Raw genomic sequence first — 23830 nt, forward strand, 5'->3', positions numbered from 1 at the left:
TTAAACTCAATTAATAAGCGTTAATCACGTTAATCACTTTATCTACCTCTTCAGTTGTCATTACTGGACTTATAGGAATACTTATAATGGTTTTATGAATTTCTTCTGTAACAGGAAAAGATAAATTATGAAACGCTGATAGTGCCTGCTGTTTGTGCGGCGGAATAGGGTAATGAATTAAAGTTCCTATGTTATTCGCTTTCATATACTGCTCAAAATCTGTCCTGTTTTCTACCCTAATTACAAAAAGATGAAAAACATGTGCATTAAAGTCGTTCACTTTAGGTAAGATGATTTTCGGGTTAGATAGTTGCGTTAAATATTTTTTAGCAATTGCTTTCCGTTTATGATTATCCTTGTCTAAGTTTTTAAGTTTAATACTTAAAAAGCCTGCTTGAATTTCGTCTAAACGAGAATTAAAACCTATCAAATCGTTAACGTATTTGGTAGATGTCCCGTAATTTCTAAGCTTTCTAACGCTTGTAGCTAAAGCCTCATCGTTGGTTGTTATGGCGCCAGCATCACCCAAAGCCCCTAAATTTTTGGTAGGATAGAAACTAAAACCCGCAGCATGCCCTATATTACCTGCTTTTTTGCCGTTTTCTAAACTTGCACCATGTGCTTGTGCCGCATCTTCTATCACTAACAAATCATGTGCTTTTGCGACAGCCAATAACTCTTTCGTTCCGCTTATTTGCCCATATAAATGCACAGGCATAATTGCTTTTGTTTTACTAGATATTTTCCTCCGAACATCCATAAAATTTAAACCATAAGTCCTGGCTTCGGCTTCTACCAAAACAGGAGTTAACCCCGCTTGTTTTATCGCTAAAATAGTTGCTATATAGGTGTTTGCTGCAACTAGAACCTCATCGTTTTCGGTTAATTTACCTAATGCTTTATAGCCTTCTAAAATTAGCCGCAAGGCATCTAAACCGTTACCGACTCCTATACAAAATTTTGTTCCACAATAATTTGCAAAAGCTTCTTCAAAAGCAATCACCGAATTTCCTAACACATAATACCCTGATGCCAAAAAAGAGGAAAAAGCTTCTTGAAAGGCCTCTTGATAAGGCTTATTTATTTTCTGAAGGTTTAAGAATTGAATGTTCATCTATATAAATAATGTATTTAACAATAGGTGATGCTGAGGGTTTACTTCATAAAAATCATGTACAACGCCTCTTGCTCCAAAAGCCTCTTTCCAATACAACAAGCCTTTATTTATTACCTTTCCTCCTTGCTCGTTCGATGTCCCAAAATCAAAATAGGCTTTATGGCTAAACTCATTTTCTATTAAGTGCCAAAAAAGATAGTCTAAGGTTCCCAATTGTTGTTTATTTTTATCTGCCGAAATGTATTGTACATGAGCTACCGTTTTGGTTTCAAAAATTGTAGCTCCTCCAACAATCACTCCTTCTTTTAACACATTATACTGATGAATATTTTCAGGAAAATTACGCTGTAAATATTTTATTTCTGCAGCTGTATGTACTGGTTTTGCTTGGTGTGTTTCTGCTAAATTAGGTATCAATATATTTTCCCAAAAACCATCAAATTCAGTAACTTTATGTATTTCTAAGTTTTGTTTTTTAGCTTTCTTTACGCCTTCTATTCTATTGGATTGTATGCGTAGAGCTTCACTATTTTTTATACTCGCCGACAAATCTCTCCGTAATAAATTTGCTTTTAGAATAAACAATAAATAATCTATTTCGTCTGAAGGATATAGGTTATAAATTTTCGGCATCAGCTTTAGTATAAAAGAATTAATCTTGTTTTCACAGAGATAGACCAAGATATTTTTCAGTACAGCTGTAACTACTTCAAATTTTATCTTTTTAGAAAGCCCCAAACCTCCATAAGTTAACCCTTGATGCGAAAAAACTTTATCGCCTTGCCTATTGGCAGGTAATAAGGCAATAAGTTTTTTATCCTGAAATACCATTAACGAAAAATCTTGAAACCTATCGCTGTGGTATTCCATAAAATCTCGGTAAAACAAAAAGGTTCCGTTTTTAGTGTTTTTTACAAAATCATCCCAAACGGTTTTATATGTTTCTGAATACTGTATTACCTCCAAAATAAAAGCTTTTAACTAACGAAGATACGTTTTTAAACGCAAAAAAGGCTAACGAAATTCGCTAGCCTTTTAAAAAATCAAGTATTTTTTATACTATTTTGTAACGCTTACGATCTACTTCTTTTAAATATATTTTACGAATACGCAAGTGGTTTGGAGTAACCTCTACATACTCATCTTTTTGGATATATTCTAAAGCTTCTTCCAGACTAAATTTAATAGCAGGAACAATTTTTGCTTTATCATCGGCTCCTGCCGAACGTACGTTAGATAGCTTTTTAGTTTTGGTAACATTTACCGTCATATCGTCTTGCCGAGAGTTTTCGCCAATAACTTGTCCTTCATAAATAGCCTCTCCTGGATCGATAAAAAACTTACCTCTATCTTGTAATTTATCGATAGAATACGGAATAGCCGTTCCGTTTTCCATAGATACTAAAGACCCATTTAATCGTTGTGGGATATCTCCTTTTAAGGGTTGATATTCTTTAAATCGGTGTGCCATAATTGCCTCTCCTGCGGTAGCGGTTAACAGCTGATTACGCAAGCCTATAATTCCTCTAGACGGAATTATAAATTCACAAATCATACGGCTTCCTTTGGCTTCCATACTAAGCATTTCACCCTTACGCAAGCTTACCATTTCTACTGCTTTTCCTGAAACTTCTTCTGGTAAATCTATGGTAAGTTCTTCTACAGGTTCACACTTTACGCCATCTATTTCTTTAATAATTACTTGTGGTTGCCCTATCTGAAGTTCGTAACCTTCTCTACGCATTGTTTCTATCAGTACTGATAAGTGTAATACACCACGACCAAAAACCATAAATTTATCGGCCGAATCTGTATCTTCTACGCGTAAAGCTAAGTTTTTCTCTAATTCCTTGTACAGTCTTTCTTTTACGTGACGCGAGGTGACAAACTTTCCATCTTTTCCGAAAAAAGGCGAATCGTTTATCGTAAACAACATACTCATGGTAGGTTCGTCTATCGTAATGCTTGGCAAGGCTTCTGGGTTTTCAAAATCGGCAATTGTATCTCCAATTTCAAAACCATCTAAACCTACAATTGCACATATATCTCCTGCTTTAATCTCTTGTACTTTACGTCTTCCTAAGCCTTCAAAAGTATGTAGCTCTTTTATTTTAGATTTTATAATGCTTCCATCACGTTTTACTAGAGAAACCTGCATTCCTTCTTTTAAAACGCCACGTTGTAATCTTCCAATAGCAATTCTTCCAGTAAAAGAAGAGAAATCTAAGGATGTGATAAGCATTTGCAAGCTACCTTCTTCTACTTTTGGAGAAGGAATATGCTCGATAACCATATCCAACAAAGGTTCTAAGTTTTCGGTTGGTTTCTGCCAATCGGTACTCATCCAATTGTTTTTAGCCGACCCATACACGGTTGGAAAATCTAACTGCCACTCCTCTGCTCCTAATTCAAACATCAAGTCAAAAACCTTCTCGTGTACCTCATCTGGCGTACAGTTCTCTTTATCTACTTTATTAACAACCACACAAGGTTTAAGTCCTAAATCTATGGCTTTTTGTAGTACAAAACGTGTTTGTGGCATTGGGCCTTCAAAGGCATCTACCAGTAGTAAAACACCATCTGCCATGTTTAGAACACGCTCTACTTCTCCTCCAAAATCGGCGTGACCTGGCGTATCAATAATATTGATTTTAGTATCTTTATAAGTTACCGATACGTTTTTAGAGGTAATTGTAATTCCTCTTTCGCGTTCTAAATCATTGTTGTCCAGAATTAAATCTCCGGTGTTTTCGCTTTCGCGAAAAAGCCTACAATGATACATAATTTTATCAACCAAGGTAGTTTTCCCGTGGTCAACGTGGGCTATAATAGCTATGTTTCTAATATTCATAAGTTAACCTTATTTCTTTGAAAGGCTGCAAATGTACGTTATATTTCTGTATATAAAAGATTTTTTTTAGTTATTGAATTTAAAAATTATTTTTAACGGAACATTAAGCGTTATTTTTTACGTTTTTTTTAACAAAAAACACTTATTCCTGCCTTTTCTCAAAAACAAGAAGTCTTCTTTTAAAAGTTTTAAAAAGCCTTTGATGAATAATCTTTACATCCTTAGTTTAGAAAACAAATTTTAGCTGCACAAAATAACTTATCTTTGTTTTACAAACAGAAAACCTACAGCATGAATTTAAGCAATATACTAAATATAAAACATACCGAGAGCAATAACTTTTTCCTTATGGCGGGTCCTTGTGCCATCGAGAATGAAACCATGGCATTACGTATTGCAGAACGTATTGTTACCATTACAGATAAACTTGCCATTCCGTACATCTTTAAAGGTAGTTACAAAAAAGCGAATCGTAGCAGAATAGATAGTTTTACAGGAATTGGAGACGAAAAAGCCTTAAAAATTCTCCGTAAGGTAGCAGAAACATTTAACATTCCTACGGTTACCGATATTCATGAAAGTAACGATGCCGAAATAGCGGCTCAATATGTAGATATCCTCCAAATTCCTGCCTTTCTAGTACGCCAAACAGACTTGGTAGTTGCAGCAGCAAAAACAGGAAAAACAGTAAACTTAAAAAAAGGACAATTTATGAGTCCCGAGAGCATGCAACATGCGGTAAAAAAAGTTTTAGATAGCCACAACGAAAACGTAATGCTTACCGACCGCGGAACTATGTTTGGTTACCAAGATATGATTGTTGACTTTAGAGGAATTCCTACCATGAAAAAATACGCCACAACGGTACTCGATGTTACCCACTCTTTGCAACAACCTAATCAATCTATCGGGGTAACAGGCGGAAGACCCGAAATGATAGAAACCATTGCTCGTGCAGGAATTGTAAATATGGTAGACGGATTGTTTATAGAAACCCATTTTGACCCTGCTAATGCAAAAAGTGACGGAGCTAATATGCTACACTTAGATAATCTAGAAAGGCTACTTACCAACCTTGTTAAAATACGTAAAACAGTAATAAGCTTATAAATACATTAAATGTAATTTTATTGTTATTATTTAAACCAAATTAAATAACATAAAAAAGCTATGAAATATTTTCGTTAGAAATAAACAAATACTTAAAATACTTCTATTAAACAGTGTTTTAAGAGAAAAAAAGCCGCAAGATAGAGTCTATTTATCTTACGGCTTTTTTAATTGATAAACTCAATAGGGGTTTCTCTAAAAAAAGTCGGTACTTTGTAATCTAACTAGTACCAATTTGTTGTGAATTTAAAGAAAATCAACCTACTATCCTTAGTATTGGGATTAGTATTCCTTTTTTCTACATTAAAACTCTATAGTCAAGAAAAACCCAAATTAACGCTAGGAGGCGCACTGCGTTTTAATTACAACCTATCTTCTTGGAAAGAAGGGCAAAAAAAACGAGGTGGTGATTTTGGCTACGATATGTTTAGGGTAAATGCTAACGCCTCGTATAAAAAAATCAACTTAAATGCCGAATACCGATTATATTCCGATTCTTTTGGTGGCGGTATGCTAAAACAAGGTTGGGTAGGTTATCAATTTAACGAAAAAGATGAAATCCAAATAGGGCTCACTCAAGTTCCTTTTGGTATACAACGCTACAACTCACATAACTGGTTTTTTAACCTTACTTATTATGTTGGGCTAGAAGACGACCATGATATGGGAGTTAAATTTATTCATAAAGGTAAACGTTGGGAGTATCATCTTGCTTTTTTTAAAAATGCAGAGGAGTTAAATTTTGGCAACAACTCGCCTATTTCTCCGAGTAGATACTCTTATGATATTGCAGGAATTCAAAAAGAAATAAATCAATTTAACGGAAAAATACGTTATCATTTCGGGGATAGCATACAACAAAAAGCAGGTGCATCTTTACAATACGGTGGAATTTACAATACCGAAACCAAAGAAGTTGGCAGCCACCACGCACTAGCTATACATTACGAACTTCTTTATAAAAACTGGCTTCTAAAAGCTCAAGCCACAACAGCAAAACACAATCCTAAAAGCAACCCTTCTAACAACAGCATTAGTATGGCTGCTTATGGAGGCAGCTATGAAGTAGCTAACAATTTTAACATCTACTCCCTTGCTATTGCTAAAGATATCCCCATAGAATTAGGTCCTATTAGTAATATCCGCCTGTATAATGATTTTGCTTTTATGGATAAATATGAAAAGAGTTTCACTAATTCATATATGAATGTTTTTGGACTCATGCTTACTACTGGGCAAGTATACACTTATGTAGATTATGCCGCCGGATACAACCACTCTTGGTTAGGAGGAAATTACGTAGACGATTTTGCCCAAGGAAATCCCGATGCAAAATGGGAAGCAAGATTTAATATAAACATTGGTTATTATTTTTAATTTAACATACATTATTATTTATGGCAAAGAAAATTATTCGTAGCGACGAGAAAAAATCAATTTTTGGTCTACAGGTCAACGGCCCTGTATTTTTCACATCGGCCATTATTGTTAGCCTGTGTGTGTTTTTCACTCTTTATTTTGGTGAAACAGCCAAAAAATATTTTGATGCCGCACAAACTTTTGTAGCTACTAAAGGAGGCTGGTTTTTTATTTTATGCGTAAATATTTTCTTAATATTTATGGTGTACCTCGCCTTTAGTAAATATGGCAAACTACGTATTGGAGGACCAAAAGCGAAGCCAGAGTTTAAAACACTCTCTTGGTTTGCTATGCTATTTAGTGCAGGAATGGGGATTGGACTTATTTTCTGGAGTGTATCAGAGCCTTTAACACACTTTCTTAAACCTCCGCTAAACCAAGACGCTAGCCCAGACTTTATTGCTAGACAAGCTATGGACTTGACTTTTTTACATTGGGGACTACATGCTTGGGCGGTTTATGCTTTAGTAGGGCTTGCATTAGCTTATTTTGCTTACTCTAGAGGTTTACCCCTTACCATAAGGTCGGTTTTTTACCCTTTTCTAGGCGATCGTATTTATGGTATTATTGGCGATCTCATCGATATTTTTGCTGTGTTAGCTACTTTATTTGGTTTAGCTACCTCATTAGGTTTAGGCGTAGAGCAAATTGCTGGTGGTCTTAACCATGTATTTGGTATTTCTACGGGTATGTCTACCCAAATATGGCTTATTATAGGGGTTACACTTATTGCTACACTGTCTGTTGTACTGGGTGTTGACAAAGGAGTCCGAATTTTAAGCGAATGGAATATGCGTATTGCCGTTGTATTATTAATTTTAGTACTTATTTTAGGCCCTACCATTTTTATTTTTGAAGCTTTTATACAAAATACCGGAAGTTATTTCTTTAGCTTTATGCAAGTATCTACATGGACAGAAACTTTTGTAGATTCTAATTGGCAAAATGATTGGACAGTTTTCTATTGGGGATGGTGGATAGCTTGGTCTCCTTTTGTAGGAATGTTTATTGCTCGTATCTCTAAAGGGCGTACTGTAAAAGAGTTTATCTTAGGTGTCCTTATTGTTCCTGCAATTGTAACTTTCTTTTGGATTACTGCTTTTGGTAGTTCAGCCATACACGAAACATTGTTAGGAAACAATGCTATTGCAGAAGTAGCTCAAAAAGATTATGCTTTAGCCATGTATGCATTTTTAGAAACACTTCCTTTTGCAGATATTTTAAATGTAATTGCCATTTTGCTAATTGCTGGCTTTTTTATAACCTCATCAGATTCAGGCTCGCTTGTTGTAGATAGCCTTACCACTGGAGGGAAAATAGACGCCCCTGTAGGACAACGTATATTTTGGGCCTTTGTAGAAGGAATTATGGCTGCGGTACTGCTTTTTGGAGGAGGTCTAAAAGCACTACAAACCGCCGTAATAGCCACGGGATTACCGTTTGCCTTAATTTTGTTATCCATGTGTTATTCGCTATACAAAGGCCTTTCTGAAGATTACAAAAAACGCTCACAGCGGATAGCTCAACAAGAAAAAGATGATTATGAAGAAGTAATTGCCGATATTATTTCTAAACGAAACGCAAAACAATTAAAAGAAGAATAAACCCTATAACATCATGAGCACTATTTTTGCAACAAACCCCATAAAAAATATCTTGGTAGGTTTAGACTTATCTGCCATAGATAACACCTTAATAAAATACACTTCTTTTATCGCAGAAAAACTTCAGGTAGAAAAAGTTTATTTTGTTCACAACATTAAACGTTATGAGTTTTCTAATTTATTTTCAGAAGCTTTAGACGATATCAATTTAGATGATGTTGTGGGTGAAGAACTCAACGATAAAATTGAAGAAAACTTCACTAGTACTATCGAGTGGGAAGTACTTATATCAGATGACCCATATACCGAATCGCTTTTCAATTATATCGTAAATAAATACGCCATACAACTTACCATTGTAGGAAATAAAAACACCGCAAATGGCTCTGGGGTATTAAGCAATAAACTCCTAAAGCTACTAAAATGTCATATTTTATCTGTTCCTAAAAACACCCTTATAAAATTAGAAAAAACTTGGGTAGGAACCGATTTCTCTATGGCTTCTAAAAAAGCTTTTGGCGTGGCAGAATACATAAAAAGCAAACAGGAAGACACTAAAGTTAATGCGGTTTATGTATATAAAATACCGCTACAATTTTCACATTATCTTCCTACCGAAAACATGGCAAGCACGATAAAAAAGCACGCTACCGAGAAAGGTGCCCGTTTTATGCGTAAACTTAAACTAGATCAAAAATATGATTTGGAAATCTACAGGAAACAAGATATCAGTATAAGTCAGCGCTTAAATCAAGAAGGCCAAAAAGAAAATATAGATTTACTTATTGTTGCAGATAAAGGAAGCAACACATTCTCATCCTTACTCGTAGGTAGTGTAACCGAGGACTTATTTAATGAGTTGCTTCATTTTCCTTTATGGGTAGCTAAATATTAAAAAACAAAATAGCTTACTCCTTTCCTTCTACATAAGCTTGTAAATAAGCGTATTTGGGAGTAAGCTTACCGTTTTCGGTCATCTTAGCTCGTTTTAAAATTCCATCTTTATCATGATTATAAAAAGCAGGAATTACATTTTTTAAAAACATCTCTCCAAAACCTTCGCTTGCATTTTTAGGTAGCTCGCAAGGTAAATTATCTACCGCCATTACAGTTATAGCTCCCGGCGCATTAAATGCTACTTCGGTATCTGTTTCTGGATGATAACCATAAAAAGGCTCCGCAATAGTTGAAGCCCTAATCGTAGATGGTATAGGCCCGTTGATATCGCAACTTACATCGGCTATTAAATCGATTTTAAACGCTGGAGATTTCACTTCTTCTTTTGTAAAAAAAGCAGGTGCGCCTTCCCCGTAAAAATGTCCTGTGATAAAAAAATTGCTCACTTTGGCAAACCGCATAAAATCCGATTGGTAATCTTTAGGATGGTTATAAAAATCAAACCTATCTAAGTGCTGTCCATCTTTACGCTTGTTGTAATCCAGTACATCAATATGGCAATACACAGGCTCGCTAAAAGATTTAGACAAATAATCGTCTACGTTTACTTCTTTTATGCCTAAATGATCTAAAATCTCTTTTGCTCCATAAGCAACCTTTCCGCTTCCTGTCAACACTATTTTTATTGCCGGAAGTTTAGTTTTTATAGCATCTAACGCTTGTTTTACCGTTTTATAATCGGGCTGATTTTCTACCTTAGGAAGTTCGTAGAGTTTATCCCGCATTCCTAAGGCTCTAAACCCATTGTATGCGCCTACAATCCCAGCATAACGACCAAAACCAATTAATCTAGAACCTGAGGCATCTGTAATTGTTTCGTGGTCATAAAGCTCTATATTCTTTTCCAAAACCGCTTGTAATAACGCCCTATTATAAGGTTGCTTCTTGATGGTATGTGAAAAGAAAAAATATTTTTTGTTAGGAATTAAAGCAGAGATAGGCACCTCTTTCACCCCAAGTAATACATCGCAAGAAGACATATCTTTAGTTACTTCAAAGCCGTTTTCTTGATATAAAGCATCGGGAAAAACTCGAATAGCTGAAGCTTCTACCAAAAAATTTACCTGCGGAAATTGAGCTTTTACTGTTGCTAGCTTTGTAGGGGAAAAGACTACTCTTCTGTCAGGTGGAGATTTTCTCTCTGTAATTAATCCGAATTTCATAAATTTTTGTGATTTTAGAATAAGTATTGATAAATTTTAGTGGTTTGTAAATATAAAAATTTTATCTGTATCTTTGCAGCCTTGCGTTAGGGATAGCAGCGAAAATACTTTTGCTTGCAAAAGATTGTAGCGGATAGCCCGACGCTTGCTTGCAAGCGTAACGCCCAGAATAAGTTCTGTGACATATTGGGGTCGATTTGGTTTTGACAGCAAGACCAATTGGATAGTAAGCATACCGAGCGCTGGGATATAGCTCGTAAATCTCAGGTTCTATCTTTTTTAAACGGCGAAAATAATTACGCCTTAGCTGCATAATCTGAACTATAGTAAGTTATGCTTAATCGCTACGAGGTAGCGAGCTGAGATGCCTCTGGAAAGCCTTGATTTATGGCGTTCCGTTAAGAGGCACCGATAAAATAAATCTAGGTGTTATGATGCCTTTAAGTAATACCGAATTTTTTAAGGCTAAGGAAAAAGTAGGAGGTTTTTTGCCGGCTTTTTCTCGAAAACCGAAGTGAAAACTATGTATGTAGAAAGCTATTGAATTGCTTGTTTGGACGGGAGTTCGAGTCTCCCCGACTCCACTATAAAAAACAGAAACCCCATATTTTAATGGGGTTTTGTTTTTTTATCTTATCTAAGAAAAAATTATTTTTCAATTTCTCCTTGCCACTCTGAAAATCCACCTTGTAAATTAAAGGCTTCGTTAAAACCCATTTGCTCTAATAGCATACAGGCTTGTGCGCTTCTGCCTCCTGAGCGGCAATAAATGTAATAGGTTTTTGATTTATCAAGTGCATTGACTTCTTCCATAAATTGTTGTGCTTGGTAGATGTCTATTTGTTTTGCATTTTTGATGTATCCTTCCGAAAATTCTTCATCGGTTCGTACATCTAATATTACAGCGTTAGTATCGGTTTGTATAGCTGTTGCCCATTCTTGTTGCGACAAATCTTTCATGCGTATAAAATTATAATTTATTATTATACAAAAGTATAATTTCTTACTTATTTTATACTACATCCTATGGCTTTTGTAGTTTTTATGGCTATTTCTTCACCATGTAATAAAGCTTGGATTGCTTCTTCTAAGAATTTTTGCTGTACTTGTTTTGCATCTTTATAATTATCATCTATCGCACCTATATATTTCACCACCAATTTCTTATTCTCTTTACACAATAAATACGTATGTGGGGTTTTGCTTGCTCCAAAGGCTTTACAAACTTCTTGATTTTTATCAAATAAATATGGATATGTAAATGCTTTTTGTTGTGCCCTAACTTTCATATTGGTAAAGTTATTTTCGGCTATAATATCTGGACTATTAGCATTTATTGCGATAACAGGATAGCCTTGTAATTTATATTTTTTATCAAGGTTAGCTATACGCGCTTCATACGCCTTAGCATACGGGCAATGGTTTGTTGTAAAAACAATAATAAATCCTTTTGCGGCAGGGTAATCTGCAAGAGAAACATAATTTCCGTCAACATTAAGTAAGTTAAAGTCGGTTACTTGTTCGCCAATTTTATAACCTCCTTTTAGTGCATTAGAGTATGAGCGATTAGAAAAAATATCTCCAAAAGAAATTACCGACACCAACAATAATAACGCAACAATGCTTAGGGTAACAAATGTTTTCATCAGGTTATAAATTTTTTACTAATTCTGCTAAAGGCTTATATTCTGGAAATGGTTTAGAAACAAAAACATTGGTATCGTTAGCGATAATTAAACTTGCAGGAATGGCTCCGCTCCAATTCTTATTTATTTTTGGAATCCATAAATTACTATAAGGATCGTCTAACAATACAACTTGAGATTTTATCTTGTTTTTTTCTATAAACGGAACTACATGAGAATCTAACATCGACGGAATATCTAAACTTACCAATACCACATCGGCCAATCCTTTTTCTTCTAATTTCAAAAAATAAGGCAATTCTTCAAGGCAAGGTGTACACCAAGTTGCCCAAAAATTAACTACTTTAGGTTTATGTCCAGTCGGAACTAATAAAGATTCTAATTCCGAAAAAGAATACTTCTCTACCAAGACTTGATTTTTTTCCACTTCCATTCCTCCTGCTTGCTTACAAGAGAAACAAAGTAAAACCCCAAAAAAAGTAAGTAGAAATTTCATCATCTAATTCATTTTCAAACAAAAGTATCGCTTATAAAAATAGTCAACACTTTATTTAACAACACTTTAATCCTAAAAACACAATAATTAAGATTCGATTTACATTTTTTAACACTTCGTTATGCTTGAACTTTATTTCCTTCTATTAAATTTGTACCTACAAATATTGTTTATACATGAATGTAGAGGAAATCATAAAAACCAACGTAAAGCTATCGCTTACCAAACAACTGCTTTTAAATTTATTTATAAGTAATGCCGATATTATAGAACGCCTAGCATTATTATTAAAACAGCATGAAATTTCTCAACCACAATTTAATGTGTTACGAATTTTACGCGGACAAAAAGATACCGCTGTAAATATGGCTGATATCCAAGAACGGATGATTCATAAAAAAAGTAACACCACTCGCATTGTAGATAAACTTATTGAAAAACAACTGGTAGAACGTTCTACTTGTCCAAACAACAGAAGAAAAGTAGAAGTTTTTATTACTAAAAACGGCTTAGATCTACTTGAAAAAATAGACCCCGAACTAGATAAAGAAGAAAAAGAAATCACCAGAAATTTAAATTCTGAAGATAAAAAAGTAATGATACAATTGCTAGAAAAATTAAGAGAATCAAATACAAAATAATGACAGATTATATAAAAAACCTCGAGTGGCGATATGCTACAAAACAGTACGACTCTACTAAAAAAATTAGTCCTGAAGATTTAGAAATGTTAAAAAAAGCATTACAACTTTCGGCTTCTTCCTACGGGTTACAGCCCTACAAAATTTTGATTATTGAAAACCAAGAAATGCGCAATAAGCTTTTTGAAGCTTCTTGGAACCAATCGCAAGTAACAGATGCTTCGCACCTTATTGTTTTTGCTATACCCAACCATATTACCTTACAACACATTGAAGAGTATATGGACAACATTAGCAAAACCAGAGAAATACCTTTAGAAAGCTTAGCTCCTTTCAAAGAAGTTATAGAAAATACAATCTTGCCATTACCCTCAGAAATACAACAAACTTGGGCTGCCAAACAAACTTACATCGCGTTAGGAAACCTTTTAAGCGCCGCTGCACATTTACAAATAGACACCACCCCTATGGAAGGTTTTAACACCAAAGAATACGACAAAATCTTACAGCTAGACAAACAAGGTTTGGCTACCACAGTAATTGCAGCCATAGGTTACCGCAGTGAAAACGATACCAACCAAGCACTTAAAAAAGTAAGAAAAAATCAAGAAAATTTATTTATAAACATTTAAACTTTAACCTTATGAAAATGTTCACATTCAAATCAATTGCTATCGGATTAGCACTATTAGGAAGCACTAGTATTCTTGCTCAAGACACAAAAAAAATCAATACCAAAACAAGTAAAATTGAGTGGAAAGGAGAAAAACTTACAGGTTCTCACGAAGGTACTTTACACTTTAAATCGGGTCACTTAAAACTAGAAAACAACAAACTTGTTGGCGGTGAATTTATTGTAGATATGAAATCGCTAAATGTTACCGACATCTCTGGTGAAGGAAAACAAAAACTAGAAGGCCACCTAAGCTCTGATGACTTTTTCGGAGTAAAAAACCACCCAACAGCAAAACTAGTTATTACTAATGTTGCCGAAAAAGGACACAACGATTATGGTGTAATAGCTAAACTTACCATAAAAGGAACTACAAAAACAATAAACTTTGATATAGAAGTTAAAGCAAATGAAGCCGAAGCAGAATTAGTTATAGACCGCACCAACTACGGCATCAAATACGGTTCTGGAAGCTTTTTTGACAACTTAGGAGACAAAACCATTTATGATGATTTTGAAATTGATGTAGAATTAAAATTCTAACCCAATTAACCTACTAAATTTAAAGCCCAATACTAACTATTTTAGCATTGGGCTTTGATTTTTTTATATCGATAAACCATATCCCTACACTTAAAACAACATAATAAAAATAACATTAGAGCTAACCAATTATAAAAAGTCATAATTCATTAAATTATTAATTGGCAGAAATAAGCCTAATATTTTAAAGAATTTATAAATTTGTAGGAATCAGAACATTTTTTTGAATAGCTTACAAATGATAGAATATAATTACCAAAACACTTTAAATTACGCAAAAGAGCAAGACCATAAAGACCCACTTCGTGATTTTAAAGAACAATTCCATATCCCTATTTCAGCAAACGGAGAACCTCAACTATATTTCTGCGGAAACTCCCTTGGCCTACAACCCAAACTCACCAAAGCATACTTAGAAGAAGAACTTAACGATTGGGCTACACTTGGCGTAGAAGGACACTTCGAAGCAAAAAACCCTTGGATGCCTTACCATGAGCTTCTTACCGAGAAAATGGCAAAAATTGTAGGCGCAAAACCTATAGAGGTAGTGATGATGAATACCTTAACGGTAAACCTTCACCTAATGATGGTTTCTTTTTACCGTCCTACCAGCAAAAAATTTAAAATTATTATCGAAAAAGATGCTTTTCCTTCAGATAAATATGCAGTAGAATCTCAAATAAAAGCACACGATTATAATCCCGAAGAAGCTTTAATTTTATGGGAACCAAGACCAGGAGAAGAACTCTGCAGGTTTGAAGACCTAGAAGCCATTATGCAACAACATGGTGATGAAGTTGCCCTCCTACTTATTGGGTCTACCAATTATTATACAGGACAATCTTTCCCTATTAAAAAAATAACAACCCTAGGACATCAATACAACGCAAAAGTAGGAATAGACTTAGCACACGGAGCAGGAAACATACAACCTAACCTACACGACAACGGCCCCGATTTTGCCGTTTGGTGCTCTTATAAGTACTTAAACAGCGGCCCAGGAAGTGTTGGTGGTTGCTTTGTACACGAAAGGCATGCAAACAACAATAGCTTAAAACGCTATGCTGGTTGGTGGGGACACGATAAAAAAACACGCTTTAACATGCGCTATGATTTTACCCCAATCGAAGGCGCAGAAGGTTGGCAACTAAGTAACCCTCCTATTCTATCAATGGCGGCAATCCGAGCATCATTAGACGTTTTTGACCTTGCAGGATTTGAGAACATCAGAGAAAAATCGGTTAAACTTACAGGATATTTAGAATACCTTTTAAAAGATTTGGAAGGTGAAAAAATAGAAATTATCACCCCTAGAAACGCTAACGAACGTGGTTGCCAATTATCAATAAAACTAAAAAATGCCGACAAAAGCTTATTTGATAAGTTAATGAAAGCTGGAGTAATTACCGATTGGAGAGAACCCAACGTAATTAGACTTGCACCCGCTCCTTTATACAACTCTTTCGAGGATGTTTATAAAATGGTTCAGATTCTTAAAAACCTACTCGCATGAAAAAAGAAAATATAATGATTATAGGTGCAGGCCCTTGTGGCTCGCTATTAGCCCTTCGCCTAGCTCAACTCGGATACAACATAACGGTTTATGAGAAAAGACCAGATTTAAGAAATACCGATATTTCGGCTGGTAAATCTATCAACTTAGCCTTATCAGACCGAGGGTTAAAAGCCATGCAAATGGTTGGGGTAACCGATAAAGTAAAAGAATTATGTATCCCTATGAACGGAAGGATGATTCATCCTAATCAAGAAGAAAACTTTCTCTCTCCTTATAGTGGACTGGAGGAAGAGTACATCAACTCCATATCCCGAACAGATTTAAACGCACTACTTATCGACGAGGCTGAAAAAATGCCTAATGTAAGCATACATTTTAACCAAGAATGCCTCTCGGTAGATTTAGAGAAAACACAAGCCAGCTTTCAAGATTACCAAACCAAAGAAACCTATCATAAAACTGCCGATTTAATCTTCGGAACAGACGGAGCAGGTTCTGCTTTAAGAAAAAGTATGATGGACAGCCATGAGTTTCTATTTAGCTACTCGCAAGATTACCTCACGCATGGCTATAAAGAACTCTCTATAGAACCTAATGCCAAAGGTGAATTTCAGCTCTATAAAAACGCCCTACACATCTGGCCTCGTAAAGAAAATATGCTGATTGCCCTTCCTAACCTCGACGGAAGCTTTACAGTAACCCTATTTCTAGCCTACAAAACAGGGGAGCACAACTTTAATAACCTTACTACACCTGAAAAAGTAGAAAGCTATTTTAAAGAATTTTATCCCGATGCTTTTGCCTTAATGCCTAATTTAGGAAAAGAATTTTTTGAAAACCCTACAGGAACTTTAGGCACTGTAAAATGCACACCCTGGCAAAGCTATGGCAAAACCCTGCTTATGGGAGACGCTGCTCACGCCATTGTCCCTTTTTACGGACAAGGAATGAACGCCTCTTTTGAAGATGTTGTTGTTTTTAACGAAGCCTTAAAAAAACACCAAGGCAACTGGGAAGATACCTTTAATCGCTACGAAAAAATGCGTAAAAAAGATACTGATGCTATTGCCGACCTTGCGATTGACAACTTTCATGAAATGAAAGCACATACCGCAGCTCCTATTTTTCAAGAAAAAAGAAAATTAGAAACTGCTTTCGAAGAAAATACCCCTAAAGAATACGCTTCCAAATATCGCTTAGTTACCTTCCAGGAAGAAATAGGCTACGCCGAAGCCATGGCAAAAGGAAGAGCTCAAGACAAGGCTATCCTTCAATTAATTGCAGAAAATAAAATAAACAACAAGATGTCGCTACAAGAAAAACTAAATCTTGTACAAGAACAAACACAAAAAATATTAACCGAAAAAGACTTATTAGCGTATTAATTCACGCTAAATAAAAACAGCATGACACAAGACGAAATTGCACTAAAGCTAGATGAAGCCGCTAGGAAATGTAAACCCATAGCACAACTAGCCGCAACAGAAAATATAACCCTCGAAGAAGCTTACAACATCCAGCGCTTATCTATCAATAAACGTATAGAACGCGGCGAAAAAACCACAGGCTTTAAGCTGGGTTTTACCAGTAGAGCTAAAATGGAACAAATGGGAGTTCACGATTTAATCTGGGGAATTCTTACCGATAAAATGCATATTGCACCAGAAGAAGAGGTAAGTTTAAACCAGTGGATTCATCCCAGAGCAGAACCTGAAATAGCATTTAGGTTAAATCAAGACATAACAGAAGCCATTGGGTTAAGCGAAATTCATAACTATATTGATAAAATGGCTCCTGCTATCGAGATTATAGACTCACGCTATGAGAACTTTAAATTTTCTTTAGAAGATGTTGTTGCAGACAATTGTTCTTCTACAGGTTATGTTATTGGAAATTGGATTGATGTAGATACCAATATTTCAGAATTAAATATTTCCCTGCACATAGATGGTAAAACTGTCGAAACAGGAAAAACCTCAGCTATTTTAGACAACCCATTACAATCTGTTGTAGAACTCACACGCTTAGCCCAAAAAGCAGAAGTTCCTTTAAAAAAGGGAGATATTGTACTTGCTGGGGCTGCCACAGCGGCCATTTATCTAAAAGAAAATCAACACATCGAAGTACAAGTAGAAAAAATGGGGAACGTAGCGTTTCGTGTAAAATAATTAGTAAAAATGAAAGGAAAAGTAATTCAAGGCAAAGCAACTCCAAGAGGAAAATACCCACATGTAAAACGTGTTGGTGATTTTATTTTTGTTTCTGGTACCAGTTCTAGACGTCCAGACAACACTTTTGAAGGAGTCGAAGTTGATAAATTTGGCACCACCACTTTAGACATTAAAAAGCAAACCGCCGCCGTACTTCAAAATATAAATAGTATCTTACAAGAGGAAGGCGCCTCGCTTAAAGATGTAGTCGATGTGACTACTTTTTTAGTAAACATGAACGATTTTAAAGGTTATAACGAAACTTATGGCGAATTTTTCGATGCAGAAACAGGTCCTACTCGAACTACAGTCGCCGCACATCAGCTTCCGCATCCGCATTTGCTTATAGAAATAAAAGTAATTGCTTATAAAAAACAAAACGCCTAATGCAAATAGAAAACTATATCGATGGTGCTTTCTACCCTCCTATACAAAACGAGTGGTTAGACAACTTTAATCCATCAACGGGAGAGGTTTATGGTACAATTCCAAGTAGCAATACCCCCGATGTTGAAAAAGCTGTAATCGCTGCAGAAAAAGCATTCCCCGCTTGGAGCAACACCAGCATAGAGGAACGCAGTGCTTGGTTATTTAAAATTGCACAAGCCATTGAAGACAAACTAGAAGATTTTGCCTTAGCAGAAACCATTGATAATGGCAAACCTATCTCATTAGCCAAAAAGGTAGATATCCCTAGAGCGATAAGCAATTTTAGGTTTTATGCCAATGCCATTACTCAATTTTCAAGCAATGCACATGAAACTACAGGAAGAAACACCATAAACTTCACCTTGCGTAAACCCATTGGTGTTGTAGGCTGTATTTCACCTTGGAACCTCCCCCTATATCTTTTTAGCTGGAAAATTGCCCCTGCATTGGCGGCAGGAAATTGTGTGATAGCCAAGCCCAGCGAGGTTACTCCTATGACAGCTTTTTTATTAGCAAAAATCTGCCAAGAAATCAATCTTCCTAAAGGGGTATTAAACATCATTCACGGTTTAGGAAGCCAAGTAGGACAAAGCATTACCGAGCATCCTAAAATCAAAGCCATATCATTTACTGGCGGCACAAAAACAGGAGAACATATTGCCCGTACCGCTGCCCCTATGTTCAAAAAGCTTTCGTTAGAATTGGGCGGAAAAAACCCCAACATCATTTTTGCTGATTGCGATTATGACAAAATGCTAGAAACCACTGTAAAATCATCCTTTGCTAACCAAGGACAAATATGCCTTTGCGGTTCTCGTATTTTTATAGAAAAAAGCATTTATACAAAATTTAAAACCGACTTTATCGAAAAGGTAAAACAGTTAAAAGTAGGCAACCCACTAGCCAAGGATGTTAGTTTAGGAGCTTTGGTATCTAAAAGTCATTTAGAAAAAGTAGAAGCCTACATCAAAAGTGCTCCCAAACAACAAGCCAATATCCTTTATGGCGGTAAGAAAGTAACTGTTGAAGGATTTGAGAAGGGATATTACCTTGAACCTACTATTATCGAAGTGCCTTCTAACCAATGTGCACTTAACCAAGAAGAAATTTTTGGCCCCGTAGTAACCTTGTTGCCTTTTTCTTCTGAAGAAGAAGTATTAAGCTATGCAAACGATGTTCGTTATGGCTTATCTGCAAGCCTTTGGACAACCAATATCAATCGGGCTATGCGATTAAGCAACCAATTAGAAGCGGGTATTGTTTGGGTAAACACTTGGTTAAACAGAGACTTACGAACACCTTTTGGCGGAATGAAAGACAGCGGCGTAGGAAGAGAAGGTGGCCATTACGCGCTAGCGTTTTTTACCGAACCCAAAAACATTTGTATCCAATACACCGCCAATTAATAATTTTAAAAAAGCATTCCTACACCCAGCTAAAACTAATTTAATGAAAAGAAAACTGCGCATCAACGGACACTCACATTTACTTCCATACCCAGAAGAAATTCCTCAATTCATGAAAGATAAAGAAATATTTTGGGTAGATGAAGAACGAAAATATATGCTCCAAAAAAATTGGAGACGCCCCGTAACCGATTCTAGTTTTTTCTTGGACGAAAAATTAGAATGGATGGAGCGCTTTGAAATAGATCACGCCGTTGTTTTAAACCTATCACAACTCTACGGGAACGGCTTACGTGTTGAAGAAATGAAACAAGCCTTGCGTTTTCAAAACGATTTTAACGCACGCATCCAGCACGACCATCCTTCAAAATTTACATGTGGTTTTGTAGTACACCCTGGTTTTGTAAGAGGTGCTTTATGGGAAATTGAACGCTGCGTAGAAGAATTAGGTATGAGTTTACTTTGTTTACCTACACATTACATGGATAGTATAGGCACCTGGCGTTGTATTTTTGATGAAGAAAACGAACCTATTTTTGAGCTTGCCAACAAATACAACCTTGCGGTAGAAATACACCCTTATGATGGCGAAAAATTTATCAATCTTGAAAATACCGCTTGGCGTTTTCATTTAATTTGGATGCTTGCCCAATGTGCAGATGCCTATCATTTTCTTACCTTAAATGGTTACCCCGATAAATACCCAAATATGCGTGTATGTTTTGCTCACGGCGGACAATTAGCGCAAATTAATTTAGGAAGAAGAATTCAAGGTTTTGATGGTCGCCCAGATTTATTTGAAGGAAAAACACACCCTAGAAAATCGGTAGGACATCCTAATATTTTCTTTGATACCCTTGTACACGATACAGGCTCATTAAAGCTTTTGGTAGAAAACCAAAAACCAAAACAAATTATTATGGGACTAGACGACCCTTACCCGCTTGGAGAAATGGAAAGTGCTCCACAATCATCTTACCCCGGTAAAATTCTAGATTTAGCTGTAGAACGAGAAATTATTACCCCAAAACAATATGATGACATCTGGGAAAACAACGTAATTACATGGCTTTGTGGAAAAGATGAAAAAGCAAAAAAAGCACTTATCAAACGTATTTTAAACGAATAATTATGAACTTTTTACCAGAAGAACTAGAACAATACATTGATGATCACTCTGCCAAAGAGCCTGAATTATTACAGCAATTAAATAGAGAAACACACCTGAAAATTCTTCGTCCCAGAATGCTAAGTGGGCATTACCAAGGTAGGGTGTTAAGCATGTTGAGTAAACTTATTTCCCCGAAACATATTTTAGAAATTGGAACTTATACCGGTTACTCTGCCTTATGCCTAGCAGAAGGAATGCAAAAAAAAGGAATTTTAGATACCATAGATATTAATGAAGAGCTTTTTGATTTTCAACAAAAATACTTTCATGCGTCTGCGCTTAGCAATCAAATTAAACAACATATAGGCAATGCTTTATCTATTATTCCTAAATTAGAGCGAACCTATGATTTGGTTTTTATAGATGCCGATAAAAGTAATTACTCCAACTATTTTGACCTTATTTTACCAAAAATGAACAAAGGAGGCGTAATTTTATCAGACAATGTACTTTGGAGCGGAAAAGTAATCGAGCCGCTTACTAAAGGAGATAAGGATACCGAGGCTTTATTGAGCTATAATAAAAAAGTTAATGAAGACCCTCGGGTAGAAACCGTATTGCTCCCAATTAGAGACGGCCTCACCATTACACGAGTAAAATAAGTTGAATTTTGAATGAAAGCAACATCCCGATAACGCGTAATCTACGGCACTATTATAAACGATTTTCGAATAGCTTTCGGGTTAACTTTATATTCTTATCGTTTGGTTTGCTATGCTTTGTTTATACCGATATTTTTATTCTTCCTTCTAAAATAGAAAAAGATACCATTATAAACATCAACAAAGAAGTGCTCCGAAATGGCGATTATTTAGAAATATTGGGATATAGGCATTTTACAAAAGGGAAGAAAATATTTATGAATGCCCATTTGCTAGAAACCAGAGAAATAAAACTGTATTACAGTCCTATTCTTGGGCTGATGAAAGATGTAAGAGAAATCGCTAAACCTGAAAAATCTAATCGGAAATACCTATCAAACGGGCTAACTCCTTTTAAAAAGTATTTTTCATTTATCTTGTTTATCAGTAACGGAATAGGCATTTATTTTATGCTTAGTAAAAGAAAAATAAGCGAAAACACCTATTACAACATTGTTTATTTCAACCTTATTGCAGGAATTATCTTTTTACTATTTATTGTGTTGTACTAGGTTTATTTTGGCTTATTAAATATTTTATGCCATAAAAAACCGCCACACCTACAATTGCCCCTAAAAAGTAACCCACTAAAATATCTAACGGATAATGCACACCTACATAAATACGGCTATACGCAAATAATAAAGGCCATAAAAATAAGAGAAAAATCCATTTATTTTTATGCGTAAACCAGCACACTACATACACCACTATTGCCATAGAAGTTGCGCTATGCCCAGAAACAAAGCTAAAATGCGTAGCGTCGTGAAGTACTCGTATTTGTTCGCTTATTTTTGTATAATGACTAGGCCGTAACCTACCAACAGCTACTTTAATCCATTGGGCAAGCCCAAAGGAAATTCCAAAACTTAGCAAATACCCTAAAATAGCTACATAAAACTTAGGATAACTAAGTGCTTTAAAAAAGAGGATTGTTATAAAAAGATACAAAGGTATCCAAAACCATATACGGGTAACAAGCAACCAAAAAGCATCATAACGGAGAGAACCTAAATTGTTAAGATAAATAAGTAGCTGCTCGTCATAATGCAGAAACTGTTCTAGCATTAAGGCCTGCGCTTTATAGAACCAGTAAACTCTTCTAACTCTTTTTGCACATCATCTACTTCTTTCTGAATATCTGCAGTAGTTTCAGAAAAGCCTTGTGTATGTTTCTCTGCGCTGTTAGAAATTTCAGATTTAATATCGTTGGTAGCGTCTTTTAACGTACGCATACCTTTGCCTAATCCTCGAGCTATTTCGGGGATTTTATCGGCACCAAATACGATTACCAATACAAACATGATAAAAGTTATTTCGGCTCCGCTAATAAATAAAGGTAATACGGGCATGATAAAATATTTTTACAAAATTACTATAAAAAACGGACTTACAACATAGGCTTTTCTATATAATTTTCAATCTCCTAAATACACTTGTTTATAAAAAAACGCCACTGCTTTATTCTGTAATTAACGGCTTGTTTTGTGCTGCCTTAAAAAGCTCATAAGGTTTTACTTTAGATTTAAATAAAGTGATGAGCTCAAGGGTTCTCTTTTGTTTTACATAGGGTTTAAAGCGCTTATCGTCTGAAGTGAAATAAATAAAATCATCTACATAATCGGCTTCAATATGTAAATCATCAGTAAAAAAATTCAGGTGCATCAAGTCTTTAGCCTCTTGAATAAGCTTTTCGAAATAAGCATTATCCCTATCGCGCTTTAAACGTTTTAGCCTACCTGTAAGGCTATTAATAAGCAAATCGAGCGGAATTCCGCTCGAACTTGTTACCGCCGTATATAAACGTCTTTCTTCTACGGTATATTTATTTTCGCCTCCACCAAAAGGATTAAAATAAGGTTTGGTAGGGATGAGTGCCGCATCCTTTTTTGCGTCTCCTGTAAGCTGCATATCTGTTATTACTACTTCTGTTAATTCATTAATTTCGGTTGTTAAAGAAACCAGCACAGGCTGCGATTGCAAAACCTCTTTGGTTACTGGCAAGCGCTTTACCTTATACTGAATAGATGAAAAAAACAATGTATCGCCAAGCTTTGCTGTTATTTTAAAGCTTCCATCCTTTTGATTAATGGTTCCTATTTTTTTAGTCAGGTTAATAATATTCACCTCTCGATAAGCGATAGAGTCGGCTAATATTTTTCCTTCCAAATATGTTTCTTGTGCAAAAAAACTACACGAGAAAAGCATAAAACACAACAAACAAGGTAACTTCAAAA

25 protein-coding genes and 1 other RNA gene are annotated in these 23830 nt (G+C 35.5%); 16 read left to right on the forward strand and 10 right to left on the reverse strand.

What is annotated here, in order from left to right:
• Positions 1–10: 10 nt before the first annotated feature.
• The 3 genes from GGR32_RS06185 to typA all read right to left on the reverse strand — a co-directional run bounded on the left by GGR32_RS06185 (position 11) and on the right by typA (position 3968).
• Positions 11–1114 carry a DegT/DnrJ/EryC1/StrS family aminotransferase gene (locus GGR32_RS06185; protein WP_183477323.1) on the reverse strand — a complete coding sequence of 368 codons (1104 nt, stop codon included), beginning with the start codon at positions 1112–1114 and terminating at the stop codon, positions 11–13.
• Positions 1115–2083, reverse strand: coding sequence for a GNAT family N-acetyltransferase (locus GGR32_RS06190; protein ID WP_246415178.1), 969 nt, complete (start codon positions 2081–2083; stop codon positions 1115–1117).
• Between the two features lie 88 nt (positions 2084–2171).
• Entirely contained in the window at positions 2172–3968 is a 1797-nt protein-coding gene (gene typA / locus GGR32_RS06195) for a translational GTPase TypA (protein WP_183477324.1), read from the reverse strand.
• A 291-nt stretch (positions 3969–4259) separates the two neighbouring features.
• On the opposite strand from typA, the gene kdsA reads away from it, so the two are divergent.
• The 4 genes from kdsA (at position 4260) to GGR32_RS06215 (ending at position 8996) form a co-directional block, all read left to right on the forward strand.
• Positions 4260–5078, forward strand: coding sequence for a 3-deoxy-8-phosphooctulonate synthase (kdsA, locus tag GGR32_RS06200; protein ID WP_183477325.1), 819 nt, complete (start codon positions 4260–4262; stop codon positions 5076–5078).
• Between the two features lie 240 nt (positions 5079–5318).
• Complete coding sequence (locus GGR32_RS06205) at positions 5319–6455, forward strand: hypothetical protein (RefSeq protein ID WP_343066428.1); 1137 nt, start codon at positions 5319–5321, stop codon at positions 6453–6455.
• A gap of 20 nt (positions 6456–6475) precedes the next feature.
• A complete protein-coding gene (locus GGR32_RS06210; RefSeq protein WP_183477326.1) occupies positions 6476–8101 on the forward strand; it encodes a BCCT family transporter in 1626 nt (541 codons plus the stop codon).
• 13 nt (positions 8102–8114) lie between these two features.
• Entirely contained in the window at positions 8115–8996 is an 882-nt protein-coding gene (locus GGR32_RS06215) for a universal stress protein (RefSeq protein WP_183477327.1), read from the forward strand.
• A 13-nt stretch (positions 8997–9009) separates the two neighbouring features.
• Here GGR32_RS06215 and GGR32_RS06220 read toward each other — a convergent pair whose 3' ends face one another.
• Entirely contained in the window at positions 9010–10221 is a 1212-nt protein-coding gene (locus GGR32_RS06220; protein WP_183477328.1) for an NAD(P)-dependent oxidoreductase, read from the reverse strand.
• Between the two features lie 188 nt (positions 10222–10409).
• Between GGR32_RS06220 and ssrA the strand changes: the two genes are divergently transcribed.
• Positions 10410–10808: a transfer-messenger RNA gene (gene ssrA / locus GGR32_RS06225) on the forward strand.
• A gap of 61 nt (positions 10809–10869) precedes the next feature.
• Here the strand turns inward: ssrA and GGR32_RS06230 are convergent.
• Genes GGR32_RS06230 through GGR32_RS06240 form a run of 3 tightly spaced genes read right to left on the reverse strand, consistent with a single transcriptional unit; the run spans position 10870 to position 12366 of the window.
• Complete coding sequence (locus tag GGR32_RS06230) at positions 10870–11181, reverse strand: rhodanese-like domain-containing protein (RefSeq protein WP_183477329.1); 312 nt, start codon at positions 11179–11181, stop codon at positions 10870–10872.
• A 47-nt stretch (positions 11182–11228) separates the two neighbouring features.
• Positions 11229–11867, reverse strand: a complete 639-nt coding sequence (locus GGR32_RS06235; protein WP_183477330.1) for a thioredoxin family protein — start codon at positions 11865–11867, stop codon at positions 11229–11231.
• Positions 11868–11871: 4 nt separating this feature from the next.
• Positions 11872–12366, reverse strand: coding sequence for a TlpA disulfide reductase family protein (locus tag GGR32_RS06240; RefSeq protein WP_183477331.1), 495 nt, complete (start codon positions 12364–12366; stop codon positions 11872–11874).
• A 173-nt stretch (positions 12367–12539) separates the two neighbouring features.
• Here GGR32_RS06240 and GGR32_RS06245 point away from each other — a divergent pair, with 173 nt between their 5' ends.
• The 11 genes from GGR32_RS06245 to GGR32_RS06295 all read left to right on the forward strand — a co-directional run bounded on the left by GGR32_RS06245 (position 12540) and on the right by GGR32_RS06295 (position 22105).
• Complete coding sequence (locus tag GGR32_RS06245; protein WP_183477332.1) at positions 12540–13004, forward strand: MarR family winged helix-turn-helix transcriptional regulator; 465 nt, start codon at positions 12540–12542, stop codon at positions 13002–13004.
• Complete coding sequence (locus tag GGR32_RS06250) at positions 13004–13636, forward strand: NAD(P)H-dependent oxidoreductase (RefSeq protein ID WP_183477333.1); 633 nt, start codon at positions 13004–13006, stop codon at positions 13634–13636. The genes GGR32_RS06245 and GGR32_RS06250 overlap by 1 nt, the downstream gene beginning before the upstream one ends.
• An 11-nt stretch (positions 13637–13647) precedes the next feature.
• The gene (locus GGR32_RS06255; protein ID WP_343066429.1) at positions 13648–14220 is read left to right on the forward strand and encodes a YceI family protein; all 573 of its coding nucleotides are present in this window, start codon (positions 13648–13650) and stop codon (positions 14218–14220) included.
• A 238-nt stretch (positions 14221–14458) separates the two neighbouring features.
• Positions 14459–15733, forward strand: coding sequence for a kynureninase (gene kynU, locus GGR32_RS06260; RefSeq protein ID WP_183477334.1), 1275 nt, complete (start codon positions 14459–14461; stop codon positions 15731–15733).
• Positions 15730–17121 carry an FAD-dependent oxidoreductase gene (locus tag GGR32_RS06265; RefSeq protein ID WP_183477335.1) on the forward strand — a complete coding sequence of 464 codons (1392 nt, stop codon included), beginning with the start codon at positions 15730–15732 and terminating at the stop codon, positions 17119–17121. The genes kynU and GGR32_RS06265 overlap by 4 nt, the downstream gene beginning before the upstream one ends.
• Before the next feature lie 21 nt (positions 17122–17142).
• Positions 17143–17904: a 2-keto-4-pentenoate hydratase gene (locus GGR32_RS06270; RefSeq protein WP_183477336.1), complete on the forward strand. Its 762-nt coding sequence runs from the start codon at positions 17143–17145 to the stop codon at positions 17902–17904.
• 9 nt (positions 17905–17913) lie between these two features.
• A complete protein-coding gene (locus tag GGR32_RS06275; RefSeq protein ID WP_183477337.1) occupies positions 17914–18333 on the forward strand; it encodes a RidA family protein in 420 nt (139 codons plus the stop codon).
• The gene (locus GGR32_RS06280; RefSeq protein ID WP_183477338.1) at positions 18333–19781 is read left to right on the forward strand and encodes an aldehyde dehydrogenase; all 1449 of its coding nucleotides are present in this window, start codon (positions 18333–18335) and stop codon (positions 19779–19781) included. The genes GGR32_RS06275 and GGR32_RS06280 overlap by 1 nt, the downstream gene beginning before the upstream one ends.
• A gap of 43 nt (positions 19782–19824) precedes the next feature.
• The gene (locus GGR32_RS06285) at positions 19825–20910 is read left to right on the forward strand and encodes an amidohydrolase family protein (protein ID WP_183477339.1); all 1086 of its coding nucleotides are present in this window, start codon (positions 19825–19827) and stop codon (positions 20908–20910) included.
• Between the two features lie 2 nt (positions 20911–20912).
• Positions 20913–21554: an O-methyltransferase gene (locus GGR32_RS06290; protein WP_183477340.1), complete on the forward strand. Its 642-nt coding sequence runs from the start codon at positions 20913–20915 to the stop codon at positions 21552–21554.
• A gap of 8 nt (positions 21555–21562) precedes the next feature.
• Complete coding sequence (locus tag GGR32_RS06295) at positions 21563–22105, forward strand: hypothetical protein (protein WP_183477341.1); 543 nt, start codon at positions 21563–21565, stop codon at positions 22103–22105.
• Here GGR32_RS06295 and GGR32_RS06300 read toward each other — a convergent pair.
• The 3 genes from GGR32_RS06300 to GGR32_RS06310 all read right to left on the reverse strand — a co-directional run bounded on the left by GGR32_RS06300 (position 22089) and on the right by GGR32_RS06310 (position 23828).
• Complete coding sequence (locus GGR32_RS06300; RefSeq protein ID WP_183477342.1) at positions 22089–22661, reverse strand: phosphatase PAP2 family protein; 573 nt, start codon at positions 22659–22661, stop codon at positions 22089–22091. The genes GGR32_RS06295 and GGR32_RS06300 overlap by 17 nt on opposite strands.
• Positions 22661–22945 carry a Sec-independent protein translocase subunit TatA/TatB gene (locus GGR32_RS06305; RefSeq protein ID WP_183477343.1) on the reverse strand — a complete coding sequence of 95 codons (285 nt, stop codon included), beginning with the start codon at positions 22943–22945 and terminating at the stop codon, positions 22661–22663. The genes GGR32_RS06300 and GGR32_RS06305 overlap by 1 nt, the downstream gene beginning before the upstream one ends.
• Before the next feature lie 109 nt (positions 22946–23054).
• Positions 23055–23828 (reverse strand): peptidase associated/transthyretin-like domain-containing protein, encoded by a 774-nt coding sequence (locus GGR32_RS06310; RefSeq protein ID WP_183477344.1) that lies wholly within the window; start codon positions 23826–23828, stop codon positions 23055–23057.
• Positions 23829–23830 lie beyond the last annotated feature (2 nt).

This window comes from Mesonia hippocampi (genome assembly GCF_014197445.1).
GTDB lineage: Bacteria > Bacteroidota > Bacteroidia > Flavobacteriales > Flavobacteriaceae > Mesonia > Mesonia hippocampi.